At 71.1% G+C, this 17,808-nt stretch carries 14 protein-coding genes; 13 read left to right on the plus strand and 1 reads right to left on the minus strand.

The window, feature by feature from the left end:
- Positions 1-7: 7 nt before the first annotated feature.
- From AB5J50_RS27580 to AB5J50_RS27600, 5 genes are all read left to right on the plus strand, one after another.
- Positions 8-883, plus strand: coding sequence for a type II secretion system F family protein (locus AB5J50_RS27580; RefSeq protein ID WP_369260944.1), 876 nt, complete (start codon positions 8-10; stop codon positions 881-883).
- Entirely contained in the window at positions 880-1,662 is a 783-nt protein-coding gene (locus AB5J50_RS27585; protein ID WP_369260945.1) for a type II secretion system F family protein, read from the plus strand. Before AB5J50_RS27580 ends, AB5J50_RS27585 begins: the two co-directional genes overlap by 4 nt.
- Before the next feature lie 109 nt (positions 1,663-1,771).
- A complete protein-coding gene (locus AB5J50_RS27590; RefSeq protein ID WP_330310221.1) occupies positions 1,772-1,954 on the plus strand; it encodes a DUF4244 domain-containing protein in 183 nt (60 codons plus the stop codon).
- Positions 1,941-2,330, plus strand: a complete 390-nt coding sequence (locus AB5J50_RS27595) for a TadE family type IV pilus minor pilin (protein WP_327430463.1) — start codon at positions 1,941-1,943, stop codon at positions 2,328-2,330. Before AB5J50_RS27590 ends, AB5J50_RS27595 begins: the two co-directional genes overlap by 14 nt.
- The gene (locus AB5J50_RS27600) at positions 2,327-2,893 is read left to right on the plus strand and encodes an Rv3654c family TadE-like protein (protein WP_369260946.1); all 567 of its coding nucleotides are present in this window, start codon (positions 2,327-2,329) and stop codon (positions 2,891-2,893) included. Before AB5J50_RS27595 ends, AB5J50_RS27600 begins: the two co-directional genes overlap by 4 nt.
- An 82-nt stretch (positions 2,894-2,975) precedes the next feature.
- On the opposite strand, the gene AB5J50_RS27605 is transcribed toward AB5J50_RS27600, so the two are convergent.
- Positions 2,976-5,429 (minus strand): DEAD/DEAH box helicase, encoded by a 2,454-nt coding sequence (locus AB5J50_RS27605; RefSeq protein ID WP_369260947.1) that lies wholly within the window; start codon positions 5,427-5,429, stop codon positions 2,976-2,978.
- A gap of 80 nt (positions 5,430-5,509) precedes the next feature.
- Here AB5J50_RS27605 and bldG point away from each other — a divergent pair, with 80 nt between their 5' ends.
- The 8 genes from bldG to topA all read left to right on the plus strand — a co-directional run bounded on the left by bldG (position 5,510) and on the right by topA (position 17,732).
- Positions 5,510-5,863, plus strand: coding sequence for an anti-sigma factor antagonist BldG (gene bldG / locus AB5J50_RS27610; RefSeq protein WP_028799135.1), 354 nt, complete (start codon positions 5,510-5,512; stop codon positions 5,861-5,863).
- 102 nt (positions 5,864-5,965) lie between these two features.
- A complete protein-coding gene (locus AB5J50_RS27615; protein WP_327430466.1) occupies positions 5,966-6,403 on the plus strand; it encodes an ATP-binding protein in 438 nt (145 codons plus the stop codon).
- 300 nt (positions 6,404-6,703) lie between these two features.
- Positions 6,704-9,109 (plus strand): sodium-translocating pyrophosphatase, encoded by a 2,406-nt coding sequence (locus AB5J50_RS27620; protein WP_369260948.1) that lies wholly within the window; start codon positions 6,704-6,706, stop codon positions 9,107-9,109.
- Positions 9,110-9,314: 205 nt separating this feature from the next.
- Entirely contained in the window at positions 9,315-9,908 is a 594-nt protein-coding gene (locus tag AB5J50_RS27625; RefSeq protein WP_369260949.1) for a small secreted protein, read from the plus strand.
- 173 nt (positions 9,909-10,081) lie between these two features.
- Positions 10,082-11,602 (plus strand): methyltransferase, encoded by a 1,521-nt coding sequence (locus tag AB5J50_RS27630; RefSeq protein ID WP_369260950.1) that lies wholly within the window; start codon positions 10,082-10,084, stop codon positions 11,600-11,602.
- Positions 11,603-11,834: 232 nt separating this feature from the next.
- Complete coding sequence (locus AB5J50_RS27635; protein ID WP_369260951.1) at positions 11,835-14,372, plus strand: protein kinase; 2,538 nt, start codon at positions 11,835-11,837, stop codon at positions 14,370-14,372.
- Between the two features lie 109 nt (positions 14,373-14,481).
- Positions 14,482-14,679: a hypothetical protein gene (locus tag AB5J50_RS27640; protein ID WP_369260952.1), complete on the plus strand. Its 198-nt coding sequence runs from the start codon at positions 14,482-14,484 to the stop codon at positions 14,677-14,679.
- Between the two features lie 239 nt (positions 14,680-14,918).
- Positions 14,919-17,732 carry a type I DNA topoisomerase gene (topA, locus tag AB5J50_RS27645; protein WP_369260953.1) on the plus strand — a complete coding sequence of 938 codons (2,814 nt, stop codon included), beginning with the start codon at positions 14,919-14,921 and terminating at the stop codon, positions 17,730-17,732.
- Positions 17,733-17,808: the final 76 nt, after the last annotated feature.

Genomic DNA, 17,808 nt, shown 5'->3' on the forward strand with positions numbered 1-17,808 from the left:
GAGTGGCATGGCGATCGGTGAGATGTCTCAGATGCCGGTGGGGGCGGCCGTGGTGTGTGCCGGGGTGGCCGCCTGGTTGATGGGCGGCTGGGATTCGGGGGTACGCAGGGCGCGGTTGCTGTGCGCGGGCGGCCGGGTGGAGGCGAACGGTCCGCCGTCGTGGGAGCGGGCGCTCGTCGGCTGGCGGCGGGTGCGCGGGCGGCTGCGGGCCGAAGGGTGGTCTGTGGTCGCCGGGTTGGTGATCGCGCTGCTGGGCGCGTCCGTGGTGCCGCTGCTCCTAGGGGTGGCGGGAGTGCCGCTGTTCGGGAGGGTGCGGCGGGCCGGAGAGGCGCGGCGCGGACGGGAACGCCGGGGCGATGAGGTGATCGCCCTGTGCGGAGCGCTGGCCGGGGAGGTGCGGGCCGGCCGGCAGCCCGGCGAGGCGCTGCTCAGAGCCGCGCGCGACTCGGGCGGGCTCGGCGAGGCACAGGCGGTGGTGCTCGCGGCGGCGAGGTTCGGCGGCGATGTGCCGGGCGCGCTCACCGACGCGGCACGGCAGCCGGGGGCCGACGGACTGGTGGGACTCGCCGCGTGCTGGCGCGTGGCGGTGGACCGGGGTGCCGGGCTGGCGGCGGGACTCGACCGGCTGGAGGGGGCATTGCGCGCGGAGCGCGACCAAAGAGCGGATCTGCGCGCCCAGTTGGCCGGATCACGGTCGACGGCGGTGATGCTCGCGGGCCTGCCGGTGCTGGGGCTGCTGCTCGGCACCGCGCTGGGCGCCGACCCGCTGCACGTGCTGCTGCACACCGGCGCCGGCCTGGGCTGTCTGCTGGTCGGCGGGGTGCTGGAGGGCATCGGGCTGTGGTGGGCGCTGCGCATCGTGCGGGGAGCGGAGGCGGCATGAGCGCCGAGGTTGTCCACAGGCTGGGGGCGGTGGTGTGCGGGGCGCTGGCGCTCGGGTGGCTGGGCCAGTCGCTCGGCGCGGTGCGGCGCGAGCGGCAGGCGCGCAGAAGGCTGGCGGAACTGCTGGCCTTGGAGGCGGCGCGTTCGGAACGACGGCGCTTCGAGGTCCGGAGCGTGGTGCGGCGGTGGCTGCCGGTGGCGGGTGCGGTGTGCGCCGGCTGGGTGCTGGTCGGCGGTCCTGCCGGGGTTCTGGTGGGGGCGGCGGCCGGGTTCGGGCTCTGGCTGTGGCGTAGGCGGCGATCCGCGCCGGTGGAGGAGTACGACACGGCGCGGGCCGCGCGGCAACTCCCGCTCGCCGCTGACCTGGTGGCCGCCTGTATCGCGGCCGGGGCGGGTCCCGTGGTGGCGGCCCGGGCCGTGGGCGAGGCCCTGGGCGGGCCTGTGGGGGAGCGGCTGGCGCGGGGCGCGGCGGAGATGCGGCTCGGCGGTGAACCGGCCGAGGCGTGGCGGAGGTTGGCGTCGATACCGGGTGCCCGGGCGTTGGCGCGGCTGCTGGAGCGGGCGGGCGAGTCGGGCGTTCCGGCGGCCGTGCCGGTCGGGCGGCTCGCCGCGGAGGCCCGCGCCGAGTGGGGGCGCACCGCGACGGCGCGCGCACGCCGCGCGGCCGTCATGGTCACCGCGCCTGTGGGGCTGTGTTTTCTGCCCGCCTTCATCGCGATCGGCGTACTGCCCGTGGTGATCGGGCTGGCGGACGGGTTGCTGGCGGGAGGAGGCGGATGACGGGCGACGGCGACGGCATGTGGTGAACGACAAGTGATCAACAGGGTTGAACCTTACGGGGGTTGAAATGCGCAGGACGGTACGAAGTGTGGTGCGAGGGCGTGCGCCGATGCGGGCGTGGATGCTCGGTCTGGCGGCGCGGAGGGACGCGGGAATGGTCACCTCCGAGTACGCGGTGGGGGTCCTCGCGGCGGTGGCCTTCGCGGCCGCGCTCTACAAGGTGGTGACGAGCGGGCAGGTCGGCGAGGAGCTGCAGGGCATTGTGGGGCGGGCGCTCGATGTCCAGATGTGAACGGGTGCCCCGGCGCGAGGCTGCCTGTCGGGACCGTGGGTTCGTGACCGCCGAGGCCGCCGTGGTGCTGCCCTCGCTGGTGCTCGTCGGAATGGCGCTGGTCTGGGCCCTGCTCGCCGCGTCCGCACAGATCCAGTGCGTGGACGCGGCAAGGGCGGGCGCCCGCGCGGCGGCACGCCAGGATCCGCCCGACACGGTCCTGGCGACGACCCGCCGGGCGGCACCGCGCGGCGCGAGGGTCACCGTGAGCCGGGAGGACGACCTGGTCCGGGTGACGGTCACCGCGCATGTGCCGGGCCCCGACGCGCTCTCCATGGAGCTGAGCGACGAGGCCGTGGCGCTGGCGGAGGAGACAGTGGGGGTGGTCGGCGGATGACGGGCTGGAGGCGCGGGCGCCTTGTGCGGAGGGCCCATTGGGGCAGGTGGCGTACCAGGCGGACGCTGTCCTCGGACAGAGGTTCGGCGACCGTCTGGACCGTCGGGGCGATCGCCGTGCTGTGCGTCGTGTCCGGGGCGGTCCTGGCCATGGGGCAGGCGGTCGTGGTCCGCCATCGCGCGGCGGGCGCGGCCGACTTGGCGGCACTCGCCGCGGCGGACCACTGGACGGACGGCGCGACCGCGGCCTGCGCCGAGGCGGACCGGGTGGCACAGGCCCAGCACGCGCGGCTCGTGCGGTGCGCGGTCGAGGGCGAGATCTCCGACGTGACGGCGGCGTCGGGCAGGGGGCCGTTGGCCGCGGAGGTCAGGTCGAGGGCGGGACCCGCGGGACCGGTCGAACCCGGCGGGGCGGGAGTTACCGGGGCGGGAGTTGCAGGGGCGGCTGATCCCAGATCGGCGGGACCTGCGGGTCCGTTTGAGGCCGGCTCGGCGGGACTTACGGCTCCGGTCGATCCCGGCCCGCCCGCCGGTCCACCGTGGGCGGACCCTGAGCCGCCATGAGCGCTCAGCCCACGGTGGGCGGCCCCGGAGCCTGCACTGGCGCTCGGTCCACCGTGGGCGGACCCGGAGCCTCCACCGGCGCTCAGTCCTCTGGCGCGGCCCGCAGCAGCTCCGTGAGCAGCCGTACGGCTCCCCGCTTGTGCAGCGGATCGTTCCCGTTGCCGCACTTGGGGGACTGGATGCAGGACGGGCAGCCGGCGTCGCACTCGCAGGAGGCGATGGCCTGACGGGTGGCGGTGAGCCAGGCGCGGGCGGTGTGGAAGGCGCGTTCGGCGAATCCGGCGCCGCCCGGGTGGCCGTCGTACACGAAGACGGTGGGCAGCAGCGTGTCCGGGTGGAGGGGGATGGAGACGCCGCCGATGTCCCAGCGGTCGCAGGTGGCGAAGAGCGGCAGCATGCCGATCGACGCGTGCTCGGCGGCGTGCAGGGCGCCGCCGAGGATCTCCGGGTTGATCCGGGCCGCGTCCAGCTGGTCCTCGGTGACCGTCCACCACACGGCGCGCGTACGGAGCGTACGAGGAGGGAGGTCGAGTTTCGTCTCGCCCATGACCTCACCGGTCATGACACGTCGACGCAGGAAGGAGACGACTTGGTTGGTGACTTCGACGGAGCCGTAGCACAACCGGCCCTCGCCCCAGGGGACTTCGGTGTCGGTCTCCAGGACGGAGATGGACGTCGTGTCGCGGGCGACCGTCGAATAGGGCGGGTTGGCCTCCTCGACGAGCGCGACCGAGTCCTCCAGGTCCAGGTGCCGCACCAGATACGTACGGCCCTGGTGCAGGTGGACCGCGCCCTCGTGGACCGTCGTGTGCGCGGCGCCGGCGTCGACCGTGCCGAGCAGCCGCCCGGTCCCGTCCTCGACGATCTGCACCGGACTGCCGCCCTCGCCGCGGATGTCGGTCAGGTCGGCGGCCCGCTCCCGGCGCGTCCAGTGCCAGGCCTTCGTCCGGCGGCGCAGCAGCTTCGCGGCCTCCAGCTGCGGCAGCAGACCGGCGGTGGCCGGGCCGAAGAGCTCCAGGTCGTCGTCCGTGAGCGGGATTTCGGCGGCGGCGGCGCACAGGTGTGGGGCGAGGACGTACGGGTTGTCGGGGTCGAGGACGGTGGATTCCACCGGCTGGTCGAACAGGGCCTCGGGGTGGTGGACGAGGAAGGTGTCCAGCGGGTCGTCGCGGGCGACGAGGATCGCCAGCGCGCCCTGCCCGGAGCGTCCCGCGCGGCCGGCCTGCTGCCACAGGGACGCGCGGGTGCCCGGGTAGCCGGCGATGACGACGGCGTCCAGCCCGGAGATGTCGACGCCGAGTTCGAGGGCGGTGGTGGCGGCGAGGCCGAGGAGTTCACCGGAGTGCAGGGCGCGTTCCAGGGCGCGGCGTTCCTCGGGGAGGTAGCCGCCGCGGTACGCGGCCACGCGCCGGGCGAGTGAGCGGTCGACCTCGGCGAGGCGTTCCTGGGCGATCACCGAGATGAGCTCGGCGCCGCGGCGGGACCGTACGAAGGCGATCGAGCGCATGCCCTGGATGGTCAGGTCGGTCAGCAGGTCGGCCGTCTCGGCGGTGGCAGTACGCCGAACGGGTGCACCCTTCTCGCCGTGCAGCTCGGTGAGCGGGGGCTCCCAGAGGGCGAACACCAGTTCCCCGCGTGGGGAGGCGTCGTCCGCGACCTCGACGACCGGGAGACCGGTCAGCCGGCGCGCCGCGACCGAGGGCTCGGCGGCGGTCGCGGAGGCCAGCAGGAAGACGGGTGAGGCGCCGTAGCGGGCGCACAGGCGGCGCAGACGGCGCAGTACCTGGGCGACGTGGGAGCCGAAGACACCGCGGTAGGTGTGGCACTCGTCGATGACGACGTACTTCAGGGCGCGTAGGAAGGAGGACCAGCGGGGGTGGGAGGGCAATATCCCGCGGTGCAGCATGTCGGGGTTGGTCAGGACGTAGTTGGCGTACTGACGTACCCATTCGCGTTCCTCGAAGGGAGTGTCGCCGTCGTACACGGCTGGGCGTACGGCATTGCCCAGAGGTTGTGAAAGTTCCTTCACGGAGCGGCGCTGGTCGGCTGCGAGGGCCTTTGTGGGGGCCAGGTACAGCGCGGTGGCCCCCCGGCCGTTCGCGGCCTCGGAGCCGTCCAGGAGGGCTGTCAGGACCGGGACGAGGTACGCCAGGGACTTGCCGGAGGCCGTGCCCGTGGCGACGACCACCGACTCGCCGTCCAGGGCGTGCTCGGCGGCCAGTGCCTGGTGGGCCCAGGGGTGTTCGATGCCCGCGGCCTGCACCGCGGCGATGACCTCCGGACGGATCCGGTCGGGCCACACGGCATGGCGACCCTCTCGCGGGGGCAAGTGCTCCGTATGAGTGATGCGCGAAGCCCGGCTCGGTCCCGAGGCGAGCCGGTCCAGGACCGTGCCCGGCGAGGGGCGGGAAGCGGTGTCCGTCGAGGGTCGATCGGATCGGTGATTCTTGGCCATCGGCATCGAGTGTGTCACTGGCGTGACGGACAATGGGCCCAAGGCGTCGTGCACGCCTGCCGGTAAGTGATTGAATGCCATCGCGGCTGGCGAACCGTCCAGGGGGCTCTGCCGAGGTGTCCCATGGGGCGACCGCTCGATAGCAAGGTGCTGGAGGATCCGTGGACCTGTCCCTGTCGACTCGCAATGTGTCTGGCCCTAACGGCGACCGTACGGTCGTCGAGGTCGGCGGCGAAATCGATGTATATACCGCGCCCAAGCTGCGCGAGCAGCTGGTCGAGCTGGTGAACGACGGCAGTTTCCACCTTGTCGTCGACATGGAGGGCGTGGACTTCCTCGACTCCACCGGGCTCGGCGTACTGGTGGGCGGCCTGAAGCGTGTACGTGCCCATGAGGGCTCGCTGCGACTGGTGTGCAACCAGGAGCGCATTCTGAAGATCTTCCGTATTACTGGTCTCACCAAGGTGTTCCCGATCCACACCTCGGTGGAGGAGGCGGTCAACGCCACCGACTGACCACCAGTCTCCCCGGGCCGTGGGCCCGGGTTCGCAGAAGTTGGGGGGACTGGGCTCACGGCCCGGTCCCCTGACAGCACGCCCGTAGTCTGAGGGGGATGCATGGCCACCGTTGAGCTCCGCTTCAGCGCGCTGCCCGAGCACGTCAGGACCGCCCGGCTGGTGGCGGCGGCGGTGGCGCGCAGGGCCGGAGTGGACGAGGCCGTACTCGACGAGGTCAGACTCGCCGTCGGTGAGGCCTGCAGCCGTGCCGTCGGACTTCACCAGAGCAGCGGCACCTCGGCGCCGGTGCGGGTGACGCTGACCGAGGAGGAGAAGCAGTTCTCCATCGAGGTCGGGGACGAGGCGCCGCGAACGGCGCCGGGCGAGTCGGTGTCCGGTTCCTCCCGAGGCGATTCGGACGCGGAGACCGAAGAGGACGAGATGGGCCTCGCGGTCATCAGCGGCCTCGTCGACGACGTGGAGGTCACGGCCGGGGAGAACGGCGGACTGATCAGGATGAGCTGGCCGACCACGCCGCCGGCCACGCTCGCTCCCTGACCGCGTCCCGACCTCATCCTCGCGAAAAACCCGAAGGGCCCTGCTCAGCAGGGCCCTTTTTGTGTGCGCCGCCCACGCGCCCGCCTTTTCGTGAATTGATTCACGATCAATCACGCGATTATTTGATCATGCGTCAACGGTTTTGGGGCATTACCTCTTTTGGGTTCCATGGATACCCGTCGATCATTTGCTGAAGAGCATGTGAAGGCTAATTCCGTTTACCGCGCACTGTTTTGATCAGGTTCCGGTACCTACAATCCGTCCACATCTTGAGCTCAGCACAGGCGTCAAGGAGGACGAATGGCGGGGCTTTCTACCCCTCATCAGTTTGACCAACCCACAACCTTCGCAGCCGCAGTACTGACGGACGACAACCGTCTCATCGTCATGGTCATCGGAGTCGTCGCGCTGGCCGCGCTCGTGGTCGCCGGGGTCCTGGTGCGCCAGGTCCTCGCGGCGGGCGAGGGCACCGACAGCATGAAGAAGATCGCGACGGCGATCCAGGAAGGCGCGAATGCCTACCTGGGACGGCAGATGCGCACGCTCGCCGCATTCGCCGCCGTGGTGTTCTTCCTGCTCATGCTGCTCCCCGCGGACGACTGGAATCAGCGTGCCGGCCGATCGATCTTCTTCTTGATCGGCGCGGTGTTCTCGGCGACCACCGGCTATACCGGTATGTGGCTCGCCGTACGCAGCAATGTCCGCGTGGCCGCCGCGGCACGGGAAGCGACCCCGGCGGAGGGTGAGCCCGAAAAGGATCTCACCGCCGTCTCGCACAAAGCCATGAAGATCGCTTTCCGCACGGGCGGCGTCGTCGGCATGTTCACGGTGGGGCTCGGTCTGCTGGGCGCCTCCTGTGTGGTGCTGGTGTACGCGGCCAACGCGCCGAAGGTCCTGGAGGGCTTCGGTCTCGGCGCCGCGCTGATCGCCATGTTCATGCGTGTCGGCGGCGGCATCTTCACCAAGGCCGCCGACGTCGGCGCCGACCTGGTCGGCAAGGTCGAGCAGGGCATTCCGGAGGACGATCCGCGCAATGCCGCGACCATCGCCGACAATGTGGGCGACAACGTCGGCGACTGCGCGGGCATGGCGGCCGACCTCTTCGAGTCGTACGCCGTCACGCTCGTCGCCGCGCTGATCCTCGGCAAGGCGGCGTTCGGCGACTCCGGGCTCGCGTTCCCGCTGATCGTGCCCGCGATCGGCGTACTCACCGCGATGGTCGGCATCTTCGCGGTGGCGCCCCGGCGCTCCGACCGCAGCGGCATGTCCGCGATCAACCGCGGTTTCTTCATCTCCGCGGTGATCTCGCTGGCACTGGTGGCCGCGGCCGTCTACATCTACCTCCCGTCGAAGTACGCCGATCTGAACGGTGTCACGGACGCGGCGATCAAGGCCAAGGACGGCGACCCGCGGATCCTCGCGTTGGTCGCCGTCGCGATCGGCATCGTGCTGGCCGCGCTGATCCAGCAGCTGACCGGCTATTTCACCGAGACCACCCGCCGTCCCGTACGGGACATCGGCAAGACCTCGCTCACCGGTGCGGCCACCGTCGTCCTCGCCGGTATCTCCGTGGGTCTCGAATCGGCCGTCTACACCGCCCTGTTGATCGGCCTCGGCGTGTACGGGGCGTTTCTGCTCGGCGGTACGTCGATCATGCTGGCGCTCTTCGCGGTCGCCCTGGCCGGTACCGGCCTGCTCACCACGGTCGGTGTCATCGTCGCCATGGACACCTTCGGTCCGGTCTCCGACAACGCCCAGGGCATCGCCGAGATGTCCGGCGACGTCACGGGCGCGGGCGCTCAGGTGCTCACCGACCTGGACGCCGTCGGCAACACCACCAAGGCCATCACCAAGGGCATCGCCATCGCCACGGCCGTCCTCGCGGCCTCGGCGCTCTTCGGCTCGTACCGTGACGCGATCACCACGGCCGCGGACGACGTGGGCGAGAAGCTCTCCGGGGCGGGCGCGCCGATGAACCTGATGATGGACATCTCACAGCCCAACAACCTGGTGGGTCTCATCGCGGGCGCCGCGGTCGTCTTCCTCTTCTCGGGGCTCGCGATCAACGCGGTCTCGCGGTCCGCCGGGGCCGTGGTCTACGAGGTGCGGCGGCAGTTCCGCGAGCACCCCGGGATCATGGACTACACCGAGAAGCCCGAATACGGGCGCGTCGTCGACATCTGTACCAAGGACGCGCTGCGCGAACTCGCCACGCCCGGCCTGCTCGCCGTCCTCACCCCGATCGCGATCGGGTTCACGCTCGGGGTCGGCGCGCTCGGCTCGTTCCTCGCGGGTGCGATCGGCACCGGCACGCTGATGGCGGTCTTCCTCGCCAACTCCGGTGGCGCGTGGGACAACGCGAAGAAACTCGTCGAGGACGGCCACCACGGCGGCAAGGGCAGTGAGGCCCACGCCGCGACGGTGATCGGCGACACGGTCGGCGACCCGTTCAAGGACACCGCGGGCCCCGCCATCAACCCGTTGCTGAAGGTGATGAACCTGGTGTCGCTGCTGATCGCGCCGGCGATCGTCAAGTTCTCGTACGGCGACGACAAGAACGTCGGTCTACGGGTGGTCATCGCCGTCCTCGCGATCCTCGTGATCGTGGGCGCGGTGTACATCTCCAAGCGGCGCGGGATCGCCGTGGGTGACGAAGACAACGCGGAAAGGGTGGCCAAGTCGGCTGACCCTGCGGTGGTTTCGTAGCTCTCGGGTTCCATGCCCGGCCAGGTGCCGGTCAACGGGCGGGCGTACGGCGCGTATTGATGCGTCGTGCGCCCGCCCTGTGTGTGTTCACACCCTCTTCGTGAGCCTTCTCTCGCTTGGTGCAAATGGCTTCAATAGTGGTCTTAGTGGACATTCGACATACGGATGTCGCCCACTTGGCGTGTATGTTCCGGGGCCGAGAGCCATGGAAGGGACCAATCCGGTGAACAAGAAGCTCGCGGCCGCACTGTCCGGCGGTGCGGTACTGGTACTGGCGCTGTCGGGATGCAGCAGCGACAACGGCAACAACGACAAGCTGAACTCCTGGGCCAAGGAGGTCTGCGACGCGGTGCAGCCGCAGGCCAAGAAGATCGAGGCCGCCAATGCCGCGATCCAGAAGGAGACCTCGGACAACAGCACGCCGGAAGCCGTCCAGAAGACGGACGCACAGGCCTTCCAGGACATGTCCGACGCCTACAAGGCGATCGGCGCCGCCGTCGACAAGGCGGGCGCCCCGGACGTCACCGACGGCGAGACGAAGCAGACCAACGCGGTCAAGGAGCTCAACGACATCTCCGCGTCGTACGCCGACCTGAAGAAGCAGGTCGACGAGCTCGACACCAAGGACCAGGCCAAGTTCGCGGACGGCTTGAAGGGCATCGCGACCCAGCTCGACAAGCTGAGCCAGAGCGGGAACGACGCCCTGAAGAAGCTTGAGGAGGGGGATGTGGGCCAGGCGATGGCCCAGCAGGAGAGCTGCAAGTCCACGTCCAGTTCTCCGTCGGCCACCCAGGGCTGAGCCCTGGGAGAGCGATCCTTCGGTCAGCCGAAAAAGGGCCCGGTACGCGCGCGTGCCGGGCCCTCGGCGTTGCGCCGGACGTGTCGCACGGCTCGCCGCTCCTGCTGTCCACAGGTGGCGGCCTTGTCCACAGGTGTACGTCGCTTTCGGCGGGAGCGGACACAATGGGAAGCGTGAGTCACACCAGCCTGTCACCGTTGCCCTCGTCCGACCGCGTCGACGTCGCCGCTCGGCTGCGGGACGCCCTGCTCGGCGCCTCCTTCACCGCCGACGGACTGCTCGATCTGCTCGGCGCCCCCGCGTACGCGGCGCTGGCGCGCAGTGAGACCGTGCCCGCGCTCCGGGCGACCCGCGGGGACACGCCGCTGGAGACGCTCGTACGGCTGTTCCTGCTCCAGCAGCCCGTGCCCCGCGCGCGCGTGGCGGACGTGCTGCCGGTCGAGGACTGTCTGGCGGGCGGCTGGCTGACCCAGGTGGGCGAAGACGAGGTCGCCGCGACCGCGGACGTCCGGCCGTACGGCGGACCCGGCGGCGAGGACTGGTTCATCGTGTCCGACCTGGGGTGCGCCGTCGGCGGCGCGGGCGGTATCGGCAGCCGGGAGGAAGGCGTCGTCCTCGGGGTGGGCGGGGCCTCCACGACCCTCGCCGGCATCACCGTCCGTACGCCCGTCTCCTCCGCCCTCGACCTCGGCACCGGCTCCGGGATCCAGGCCCTGCACGCCGCACAGCACGCCACACGGGTGACCGCGACCGACGTGAACCCCCGCGCGCTGCACATCACCGCGCTCACCCTCGCGCTCTCCGGCGCCCCGGCCGCCGACCTGCGGGAGGGCTCCCTCTTCGGGCCGGTCGCGGACGACGAGACGTACGACCTGATCGTCTCGAACCCGCCCTTCGTGATCTCTCCCGGCGCCCGGCTCACCTACCGCGACGGCGGAATGGGCGGGGACGATCTGTGCCGCACGCTCGTTCAGGAGGCGGGGGACCGGCTGAACGAAGGGGGATACGCGCAGTTCCTGGCCAACTGGCAGCACGTGGAGGGCGAGGACTGGCAGGACCGGCTGCGCTCCTGGGTGCCGCGCGGCTGCGACGCGTGGATCGTGCAGCGCGAGGTCCAGGACGTCACGCAGTACGCCGAGTTGTGGCTGCGCGACGCGGGCGACCACCGCGACGACCCGGCGGCCTACCAGGCGCGGTACGACGCGTGGCTGGACGAGTTCGAGGCGCGCAAGGTGAAGGCGGTCGGCTTCGGCTGGATCACCCTGCACAAGGCGGCGGCGGACCGGCCCTCGATCACGGTCGAGGAATGGCCGCACCCCGTTGAGCAGCCGCTCGGCGAGACCGTGAGCGCGCACTTCGACCGCGTCGACTTTCTGCGGGCGCACGACGACGCGGCCCTGCTCGCCGGACACTTCAAGCTCGTGGCGGAGGTCGTCCAGGAGCAGGTCGGGCTGCCAGGCGCGGAGGACCCGGAGCACGTGGTGCTGCGCCAGCACCGCGGAATGCGCCGGGCCACCAAGGTGGACACGGTCGGCGCGGGCTTCGCGGGCGTGTGCGACGGCACGCTGAGCGCGGGCCGGATTCTCGACGCCATCGCCCAACTGGTCGGCGAAGATCCGGTGTTGCTGCGCGACCGGACGCCCGCGCAGATCCGCCTGCTGGTGGAGCAGGGGTTCCTCGAGCCCGCGGGGTGAAGGGCGGCGGGACCGGGGCGGCAGGACCGGGAACGTGCGAGCGCCCCGGGGTCGTCCTGACGGCGTAGCTCCTGGGGCGTATCCGTACCGCTGAGCCGCATGTGCCCGTTCTGGCGGGATTGGAAAGGATTGCTCCGCAAAAGGGCTCCTGTCAGTGGCAGGTGCGAAGCTACCTTCAAGAGACAAGTTCCACGCGTCCTCGGGGGAGGCGCGCTGTCTCGGGGGAGGCGTGATGGCGGGGGAGACGCCGGATCAGGGCGAGGGCAGGCTCATCAGTGGCCGATATCGGCTGCTGCGGACGCTCGGCGCGGGCGGCATGGGGCGCGTATGGCTGGCGTACGACGAGGAGTTGGCCTGCGAAGTCTCCATGAAGGAGGTCGCGCTGCCGGACATGCCTATGGACGCCGGCGAGTCGGCGCAGCGCATCGCGCGGGCACGCAGCGAAGCCCGGCACGCGGCGCGCTTACGGGGACATCCCCATGTGGCCACCGTGCACGACGTGGTGGTGCACGAGGGGCTGCCGTGGATCGTCATGGAGTATGTGCCGGACGCGGTCGACCTCCAGGCGGTCGTACGGCGGTCGGGGCCGCTGTCGCCCACGGGGGCCGCCCGGATCGGGCTCGCCGTCCTCGACGCGCTCACCGCGGGACACCGGATCGGCATCCTCCACAGGGATGTGAAACCGGCCAACATCCTTCTGGCGCCGGACGCTTCGGGTGACCCCTACGCGCGCGTGCTGCTCACTGACTACGGCATCGCGCTCCAGCCCGAGTCCCGCGAGCCACGCCTCACCGCCACCGCCGGCATCCTCGGCACACCCGGCTACCTCGCCCCCGAGCGCGCCCGCGGCGAGCCGCCCACCCCCGCCGCCGACCTCTTCTCCCTGGGCGCCACGCTGTACGCCGCGGTGGAGGGCCGCGGTCCCTTCGACCGCCACGGCAGCTACGCGACGCTGACGGCCCTGCTCGACGAAGAGCCCACACCTCCGGTCCGCGCCGGTGAACTGGCGCCCGTGCTGCACGGGTTGCTCGTCAAGGACCCCGTCCGCCGGTTCTCGCCGGAGGCGGTCGCGCGGGGGCTGGAGCGGGTGGTGCGGGGAGCGGCGGGCGCGGGGTCCGGGCCACCGCCGGGATGGGGGGCCTCGCCCGCGCAGGGTTCGGCACCAGGCGGATTCGGGCCGCCACCGGGCGCGTTCGGGGCGGCGCCCGACGGATTCGGTCCGGCGCCGGAGGGCTTCGGGGCCGTACCCGGCGGCCCGTCCGCGAGCGTGCCCTCGGACGAGATCGCGGGGGCGCCTCCGGGCTATGTGGCAGGCGCGCCTCCCGGGTATGTCGCGGGCCCGCCCCCGGGGCAGGCGGGGACTCCGTCGCAGGGGCCGTACGGCGGCTGGTACGCGGACCGGGCCGGCGGATCGACGCCGGGCACCCCGCAGCGGCCGGGCACCCCGCACACCCCTGCCGCGCCTCCCACTCCGAACACTCCGCACACCCCTGCCGCGCCTCCCACTCCGAACACCCCGCACACGCCTGCCGCGCCTCCCACTCCGAACACCCCGCACACGCCGGGTGGTCCGGCCACCCCGGGGATGGGCGCCGCGGCCGACAGCCCCGCAGCGGGCGGCCCCGCCACACCGGCCTCCGGTCCTCCGACGCCGTACGCCCCATGGGGTTCAGCGGCCCCACAGAGTGCGTACGACTTCCGCAACCCTTACGCGAGCGGTCCGGACTCGCCCTACGCGGCGAGCGGCGCGCCGCCGCCCCACGAGGGCGGTACGCCCCTGCCGACCCACCCGTACGTGGGCAGCCCCTCCGTGCCGCGGCCGTACGCGGGCGGCCCACCCGGACCGCCTCCCGCGCCCCCGAGCCGCAAGAAGCCCGTCGGCGCCGTGATCGCCCTCGTCGTGGCCGTCGTCCTGGTGATCGCCGGCGGCGCCTGGGCCGCCGTCTCGTTGTCCGGTGGTGACGGCGGCAAGAAGGACAGCGCGGCGTCGAAGTCCCCTTCGGCCTCGGCGAGTACGCCGACGGCGGCGGAACCGACGGGGCCCGTGTACCCGTACGGCGAACAGGCGGGCCTCACCGACCCGTTGCAGGCGGGCGACTGCGTGAAGGCGGTCTGGTCGGGCACCCCCTTCAAGTCGGTGCCGAACCTCGGCGTCGTGGACTGCGCCGACGACTGGCCGGACGGCCAGGTGGTGGCGGTCGACACGGCGACCGACTACGCCGACGCCCGCGCCCAGGGCGCGACCCGCTGCGCGCGCCAGGCCGAGCCCATGGCCGCCGCCCTGCCCGACGCGGGCGCCTACGCCCTCCTCCCGACGAAGGCGGGGTACGACGCGGCCTACGGCGGTACGGCATGTCTCGTACTCGGACGGCATGTTCCCATCGGGGGCGAGGTGGGATGGCTCCGGGACAAGGACATGGACCTGTACGCCGCGCAGATGGCCGAGGGTGACTGCTGGACGTACGTCGACAAGGGGGGCGACTCGTTCCAGTCCCTGCTGACCGACTGCTCCAAGCCGCACACCGACCAGGTCATCGGCTTCGCCGCCGCGCCCAAGGACATGGACTACAAGAAGGGGATCGACAACGGAGGAAAGCTCTGCAGCAACAAGTTCGAGTCGAGTTGGGCGCCCGGATCGGAGCTGAAGACCTACGGCTGGCTGGGCGACAAGGAAGACTGGAACGACGGATTCACCACAGTCGTGTGCACGGTCGGCCACACCGACAACAGCAAAACGACCGGGAAGATACCGACGCCCGGCACGGTCTGAGTGCCCCCACGGGGTGCCGGTTGCCCCGTGTTCACCGCAGGTTCGCATGTGCGCTTCCGGGGCGTGCCAGCCTCCCGACCCTGAGGACTCGGGGCGGAAGGGCACACCCATGGAAAGCGGACCGGCGATCTTTGTGGGGACGGTGTTCGTCCTGTTCGGGGGCGCACTGCTGGCCTGGACCGCGGTGCGGCTCCGGCAGGGCGAGCCCGTCGCCCACGGTGTGAGCCGTGTCGCATCGGCGACGCTCGCGAGCGTGGCCGGAACCGGGGCGCTGGCACTCGGGATGTGGTGCTTCACGCGCGCGTGAAGGCCGGTACTCCGGTAACTGGGAGGTCACGCTCCGGATAGACCCGAAAAAGGGCTGGTGGGCACTCCGGGCGGCAGGAATGGCGGTAGTCGGGTTACCGTTCGAGTGGCCGTTGCGGGCTTTTCCCGTTTGACACGGGGGCGGGATGTACCGTCACACTCCGCAGCGTCAGCACGACCCGACCCCCGGGACCAAGGCCTGTGGGGAGATCCCCGCGTCGACCGGAGAGAAGAGCGAAGTTGTCCCCGACCAGCGACACCGCACACGGCGGCCGCCGACTCGTCATCGTCGAGTCGCCTGCCAAGGCGAAGACGATCAAGGGCTATCTCGGCCCCGGCTATGTCGTCGAAGCGAGCGTCGGGCACATCCGCGACCTCCCCAACGGCGCCGCGGAGGTGCCCGAGAAGTACACCGGCGAGGTGCGCCGCCTCGGCGTGGACGTCGAGCACGACTTCCAGCCGATCTACGTGGTCAACGCTGACAAGAGGGCCCAGGTCAAGAAGCTCAAGGACCTGCTGAAGGACTCCGACGAACTCTTCCTCGCCACCGATGAGGACCGCGAGGGCGAGGCCATCGCGTGGCACCTCCTGGAGGTCCTGAAGCCCAAGGTTCCCGTCCACCGGATGGTCTTCCACGAGATCACCAAGGAAGCGATCCGCGAGGCCGTCGCCAACCCGCGCGAGCTCAACACGCGCATGGTCGACGCCCAGGAGACCCGCCGCATCCTCGACCGCCTCTACGGCTACGAGGTCTCGCCGGTCCTGTGGAAGAAGGTCATGCCGCGGCTGTCGGCGGGCCGCGTGCAGTCGGTGGCGACCCGCCTCGTTGTCGAGCGGGAGCGCGAGCGCATCGCCTTCCGCTCCGCCGAGTACTGGGACCTGACCGGCACCTTCGGCACCGGCCGCGCCGGTGACAACAGCGACCCGTCCTCCCTGGTCGCCCGCCTCACCGCGGTCGACGGCAAGCGCGTCGCCCAGGGCCGCGACTTCGACTCGCTGGGCCAGATCAAGGGCGCCAACACGCTCCACCTGGACGAGGCGAACGCCCGCGCGCTCGCCGCCGCCCTGGAGAACACGAACTTCTCGGTCCGCTCGGTCGAGTCCAAGCCGTACCGCCGCTCGCCGTACGCGCCGTTCCGTACGACGACGCTCCAGCAGGAGGCCTCGCGCAAGCTCGGCTTCGGCGCGAAGGCGACCATGCAGGTGGCACAGAAGCTGTACGAGAACGGCTTCATCACCTACATGCGTACGGACTCCACGACCCTGTCGGACACGGCGATCACCGCCGCCCGCGCCCAGGTCACGCAGCTGTACGGCGCCGCCTACCTGCCGGACAAGCCGCGCGTGTACGCCGGGAAGGTCAAGAACGCGCAGGAGGCGCACGAGGCGATCCGCCCCTCGGGTGATCGTTTCCGCACCCCGGCCGAGACGGGTCTGACCGGCGACCAGTTCAAGCTCTACGAGCTGATCTGGAAGCGGACCGTCGCCTCCCAGATGAAGGACGCGGTCGGAAACTCCGTCACCGTGAAGATCGCCGGAGCGGCCGCCGACGGCCGCGACGCCGAGTTCAGCGCCTCCGGCAAGACGATCACCTTCCACGGCTTCCTGAAGGCGTACGTCGAGGGCGCGGACGACCCGAACGCGGAGCTCGACGACCGCGAGCGGCGTCTCCCGCAGGTCGGCGAGGGCGACCCGCTGTCCGCCGAGGAGATCACGGTCGACGGGCACGCCACCAAGCCCCCGGCCCGCTACACCGAGGCCAGCCTGGTCAAGGAGCTCGAAGAGCGCGAGATCGGCCGCCCGTCGACGTACGCGTCGATCATCGGCACGATCCTCGACCGCGGCTATGTCTTCAAGAAGGGCACGGCACTCGTCCCGTCCTTCCTGTCCTTCGCCGTGGTCAACCTCCTGGAGAAGCACTTCGGGCGGCTCGTCGACTACGACTTCACCGCCAAGATGGAGGACGACCTCGACCGCATCGCGCGGGGCGAGGCGCAGGCCGTGCCGTGGCTGAAGCGGTTCTACTTCGGCGAGGGTGAGGCGACCGGTGCCGCCGAGGCCGGCAACGGCGACGGCGACCACCTGGGCGGCCTCAAGGAGCTCGTCACCGACCTGGGCGCCATCGACGCCCGCGAGGTGTCGTCCTTCCCGGTCGGCAACGACATCGTGCTCCGCGTGGGCCGCTACGGCCCCTACGTCGAGCGCGGCGAGAAGGACGCCGAGAACCACCAGCGCGCCGACGTGCCCGAGGACCTGGCCCCGGACGAGCTGACGGTCGACCTCGCGGAGGAACTGCTCGCCAAGCCGAGCGGTGACTTCGAGCTCGGCGCCGACCCGGCGACGGGCCACCAGATCATCGCCAGGGACGGCCGCTACGGCCCCTACGTCACCGAGGTGCTCCCCGAGGGCACCCCGAAGACGGGCAAGAACGCCGTCAAGCCGCGTACGGCCTCGCTGTTCAAGTCGATGTCGCTCGACACGGTGACACTTGAGGACGCCCTCAAGCTGATGTCCCTGCCGCGCGTCGTCGGCAAGGACGCCGAGGGCGTCGAGATCACCGCGCAGAACGGGCGCTACGGGCCGTACCTGAAGAAGGGCACGGACTCGCGGTCGCTCACCGCCGAGGACCAGCTCTTCACCATCACGCTCGAAGAGGCGCTGGAGATCTACTCGCAGCCCAAGCAGCGTGGCCGTGCGGCCGCCAAGCCGCCGCTGAAGGAGCTGGGCACCGACCCGGTCAGCGAGAAGCCCGTCGTCGTCAAGGACGGCCGTTTCGGGCCGTACGTGACCGACGGCGAGACCAACGCGACCCTGCGCTCCGGCGACAGCGTCGAGGACATCACCCCGGAGCGCGGCTACGAGCTGCTCGCCGAGAAGCGCGCCAAGGCACCGGCCAAGAAGACCGCGAAGAAGGCCGTGGCCAAGAAGGCACCCGCCAAGAAGGCCCCGGCCAAGAAAACGGCCGCAAAGAAGACGACGACTTCGAAGACGGCCGCCAAGAAGGCACCCGCCAAGAAGACCGCCGCCAAGAAGACGGCCGCTTCGGAGGGCTGAGGCCGCAGGACGACGGCCGCTTCCGAGGGCCGGATTCCGTGTGCCCGAGGTGCCCGGCACGTGTACGCCCCTACAC

This window comes from Streptomyces sp. R35 (assembly GCF_041053035.1).
Taxonomy (GTDB): domain Bacteria; phylum Actinomycetota; class Actinomycetes; order Streptomycetales; family Streptomycetaceae; genus Streptomyces; species Streptomyces lutosisoli.

Bases quoted from the DNA above. Each gene is read 5' to 3' on its own strand.
- AB5J50_RS27580 (WP_369260944.1), top strand. From the start codon at position 8: ATGGCGATCGGTGAGATGTCTCAGATGCCGGTGGGGGCGGCCGTGGTG.
- AB5J50_RS27585 (WP_369260945.1), top strand. From the start codon at position 880: ATGAGCGCCGAGGTTGTCCACAGGCTGGGGGCGGTGGTGTGCGGGGCG.
- AB5J50_RS27590 (WP_330310221.1), top strand. From the start codon at position 1,772: ATGCGGGCGTGGATGCTCGGTCTGGCGGCGCGGAGGGACGCGGGAATG.
- AB5J50_RS27595 (WP_327430463.1), top strand. From the start codon at position 1,941: ATGTCCAGATGTGAACGGGTGCCCCGGCGCGAGGCTGCCTGTCGGGAC.
- AB5J50_RS27600 (WP_369260946.1), top strand. From the start codon at position 2,327: ATGACGGGCTGGAGGCGCGGGCGCCTTGTGCGGAGGGCCCATTGGGGC.
- AB5J50_RS27605 (WP_369260947.1), bottom strand. From the start codon at position 5,429: ATGGCATTCAATCACTTACCGGCAGGCGTGCACGACGCCTTGGGCCCA.
- AB5J50_RS27615 (WP_327430466.1), top strand. From the start codon at position 5,966: ATGGCCACCGTTGAGCTCCGCTTCAGCGCGCTGCCCGAGCACGTCAGG.
- AB5J50_RS27620 (WP_369260948.1), top strand. From the start codon at position 6,704: ATGGCGGGGCTTTCTACCCCTCATCAGTTTGACCAACCCACAACCTTC.
- AB5J50_RS27625 (WP_369260949.1), top strand. From the start codon at position 9,315: ATGGAAGGGACCAATCCGGTGAACAAGAAGCTCGCGGCCGCACTGTCC.
- AB5J50_RS27635 (WP_369260951.1), top strand. From the start codon at position 11,835: ATGGCGGGGGAGACGCCGGATCAGGGCGAGGGCAGGCTCATCAGTGGC.
- AB5J50_RS27640 (WP_369260952.1), top strand. From the start codon at position 14,482: ATGGAAAGCGGACCGGCGATCTTTGTGGGGACGGTGTTCGTCCTGTTC.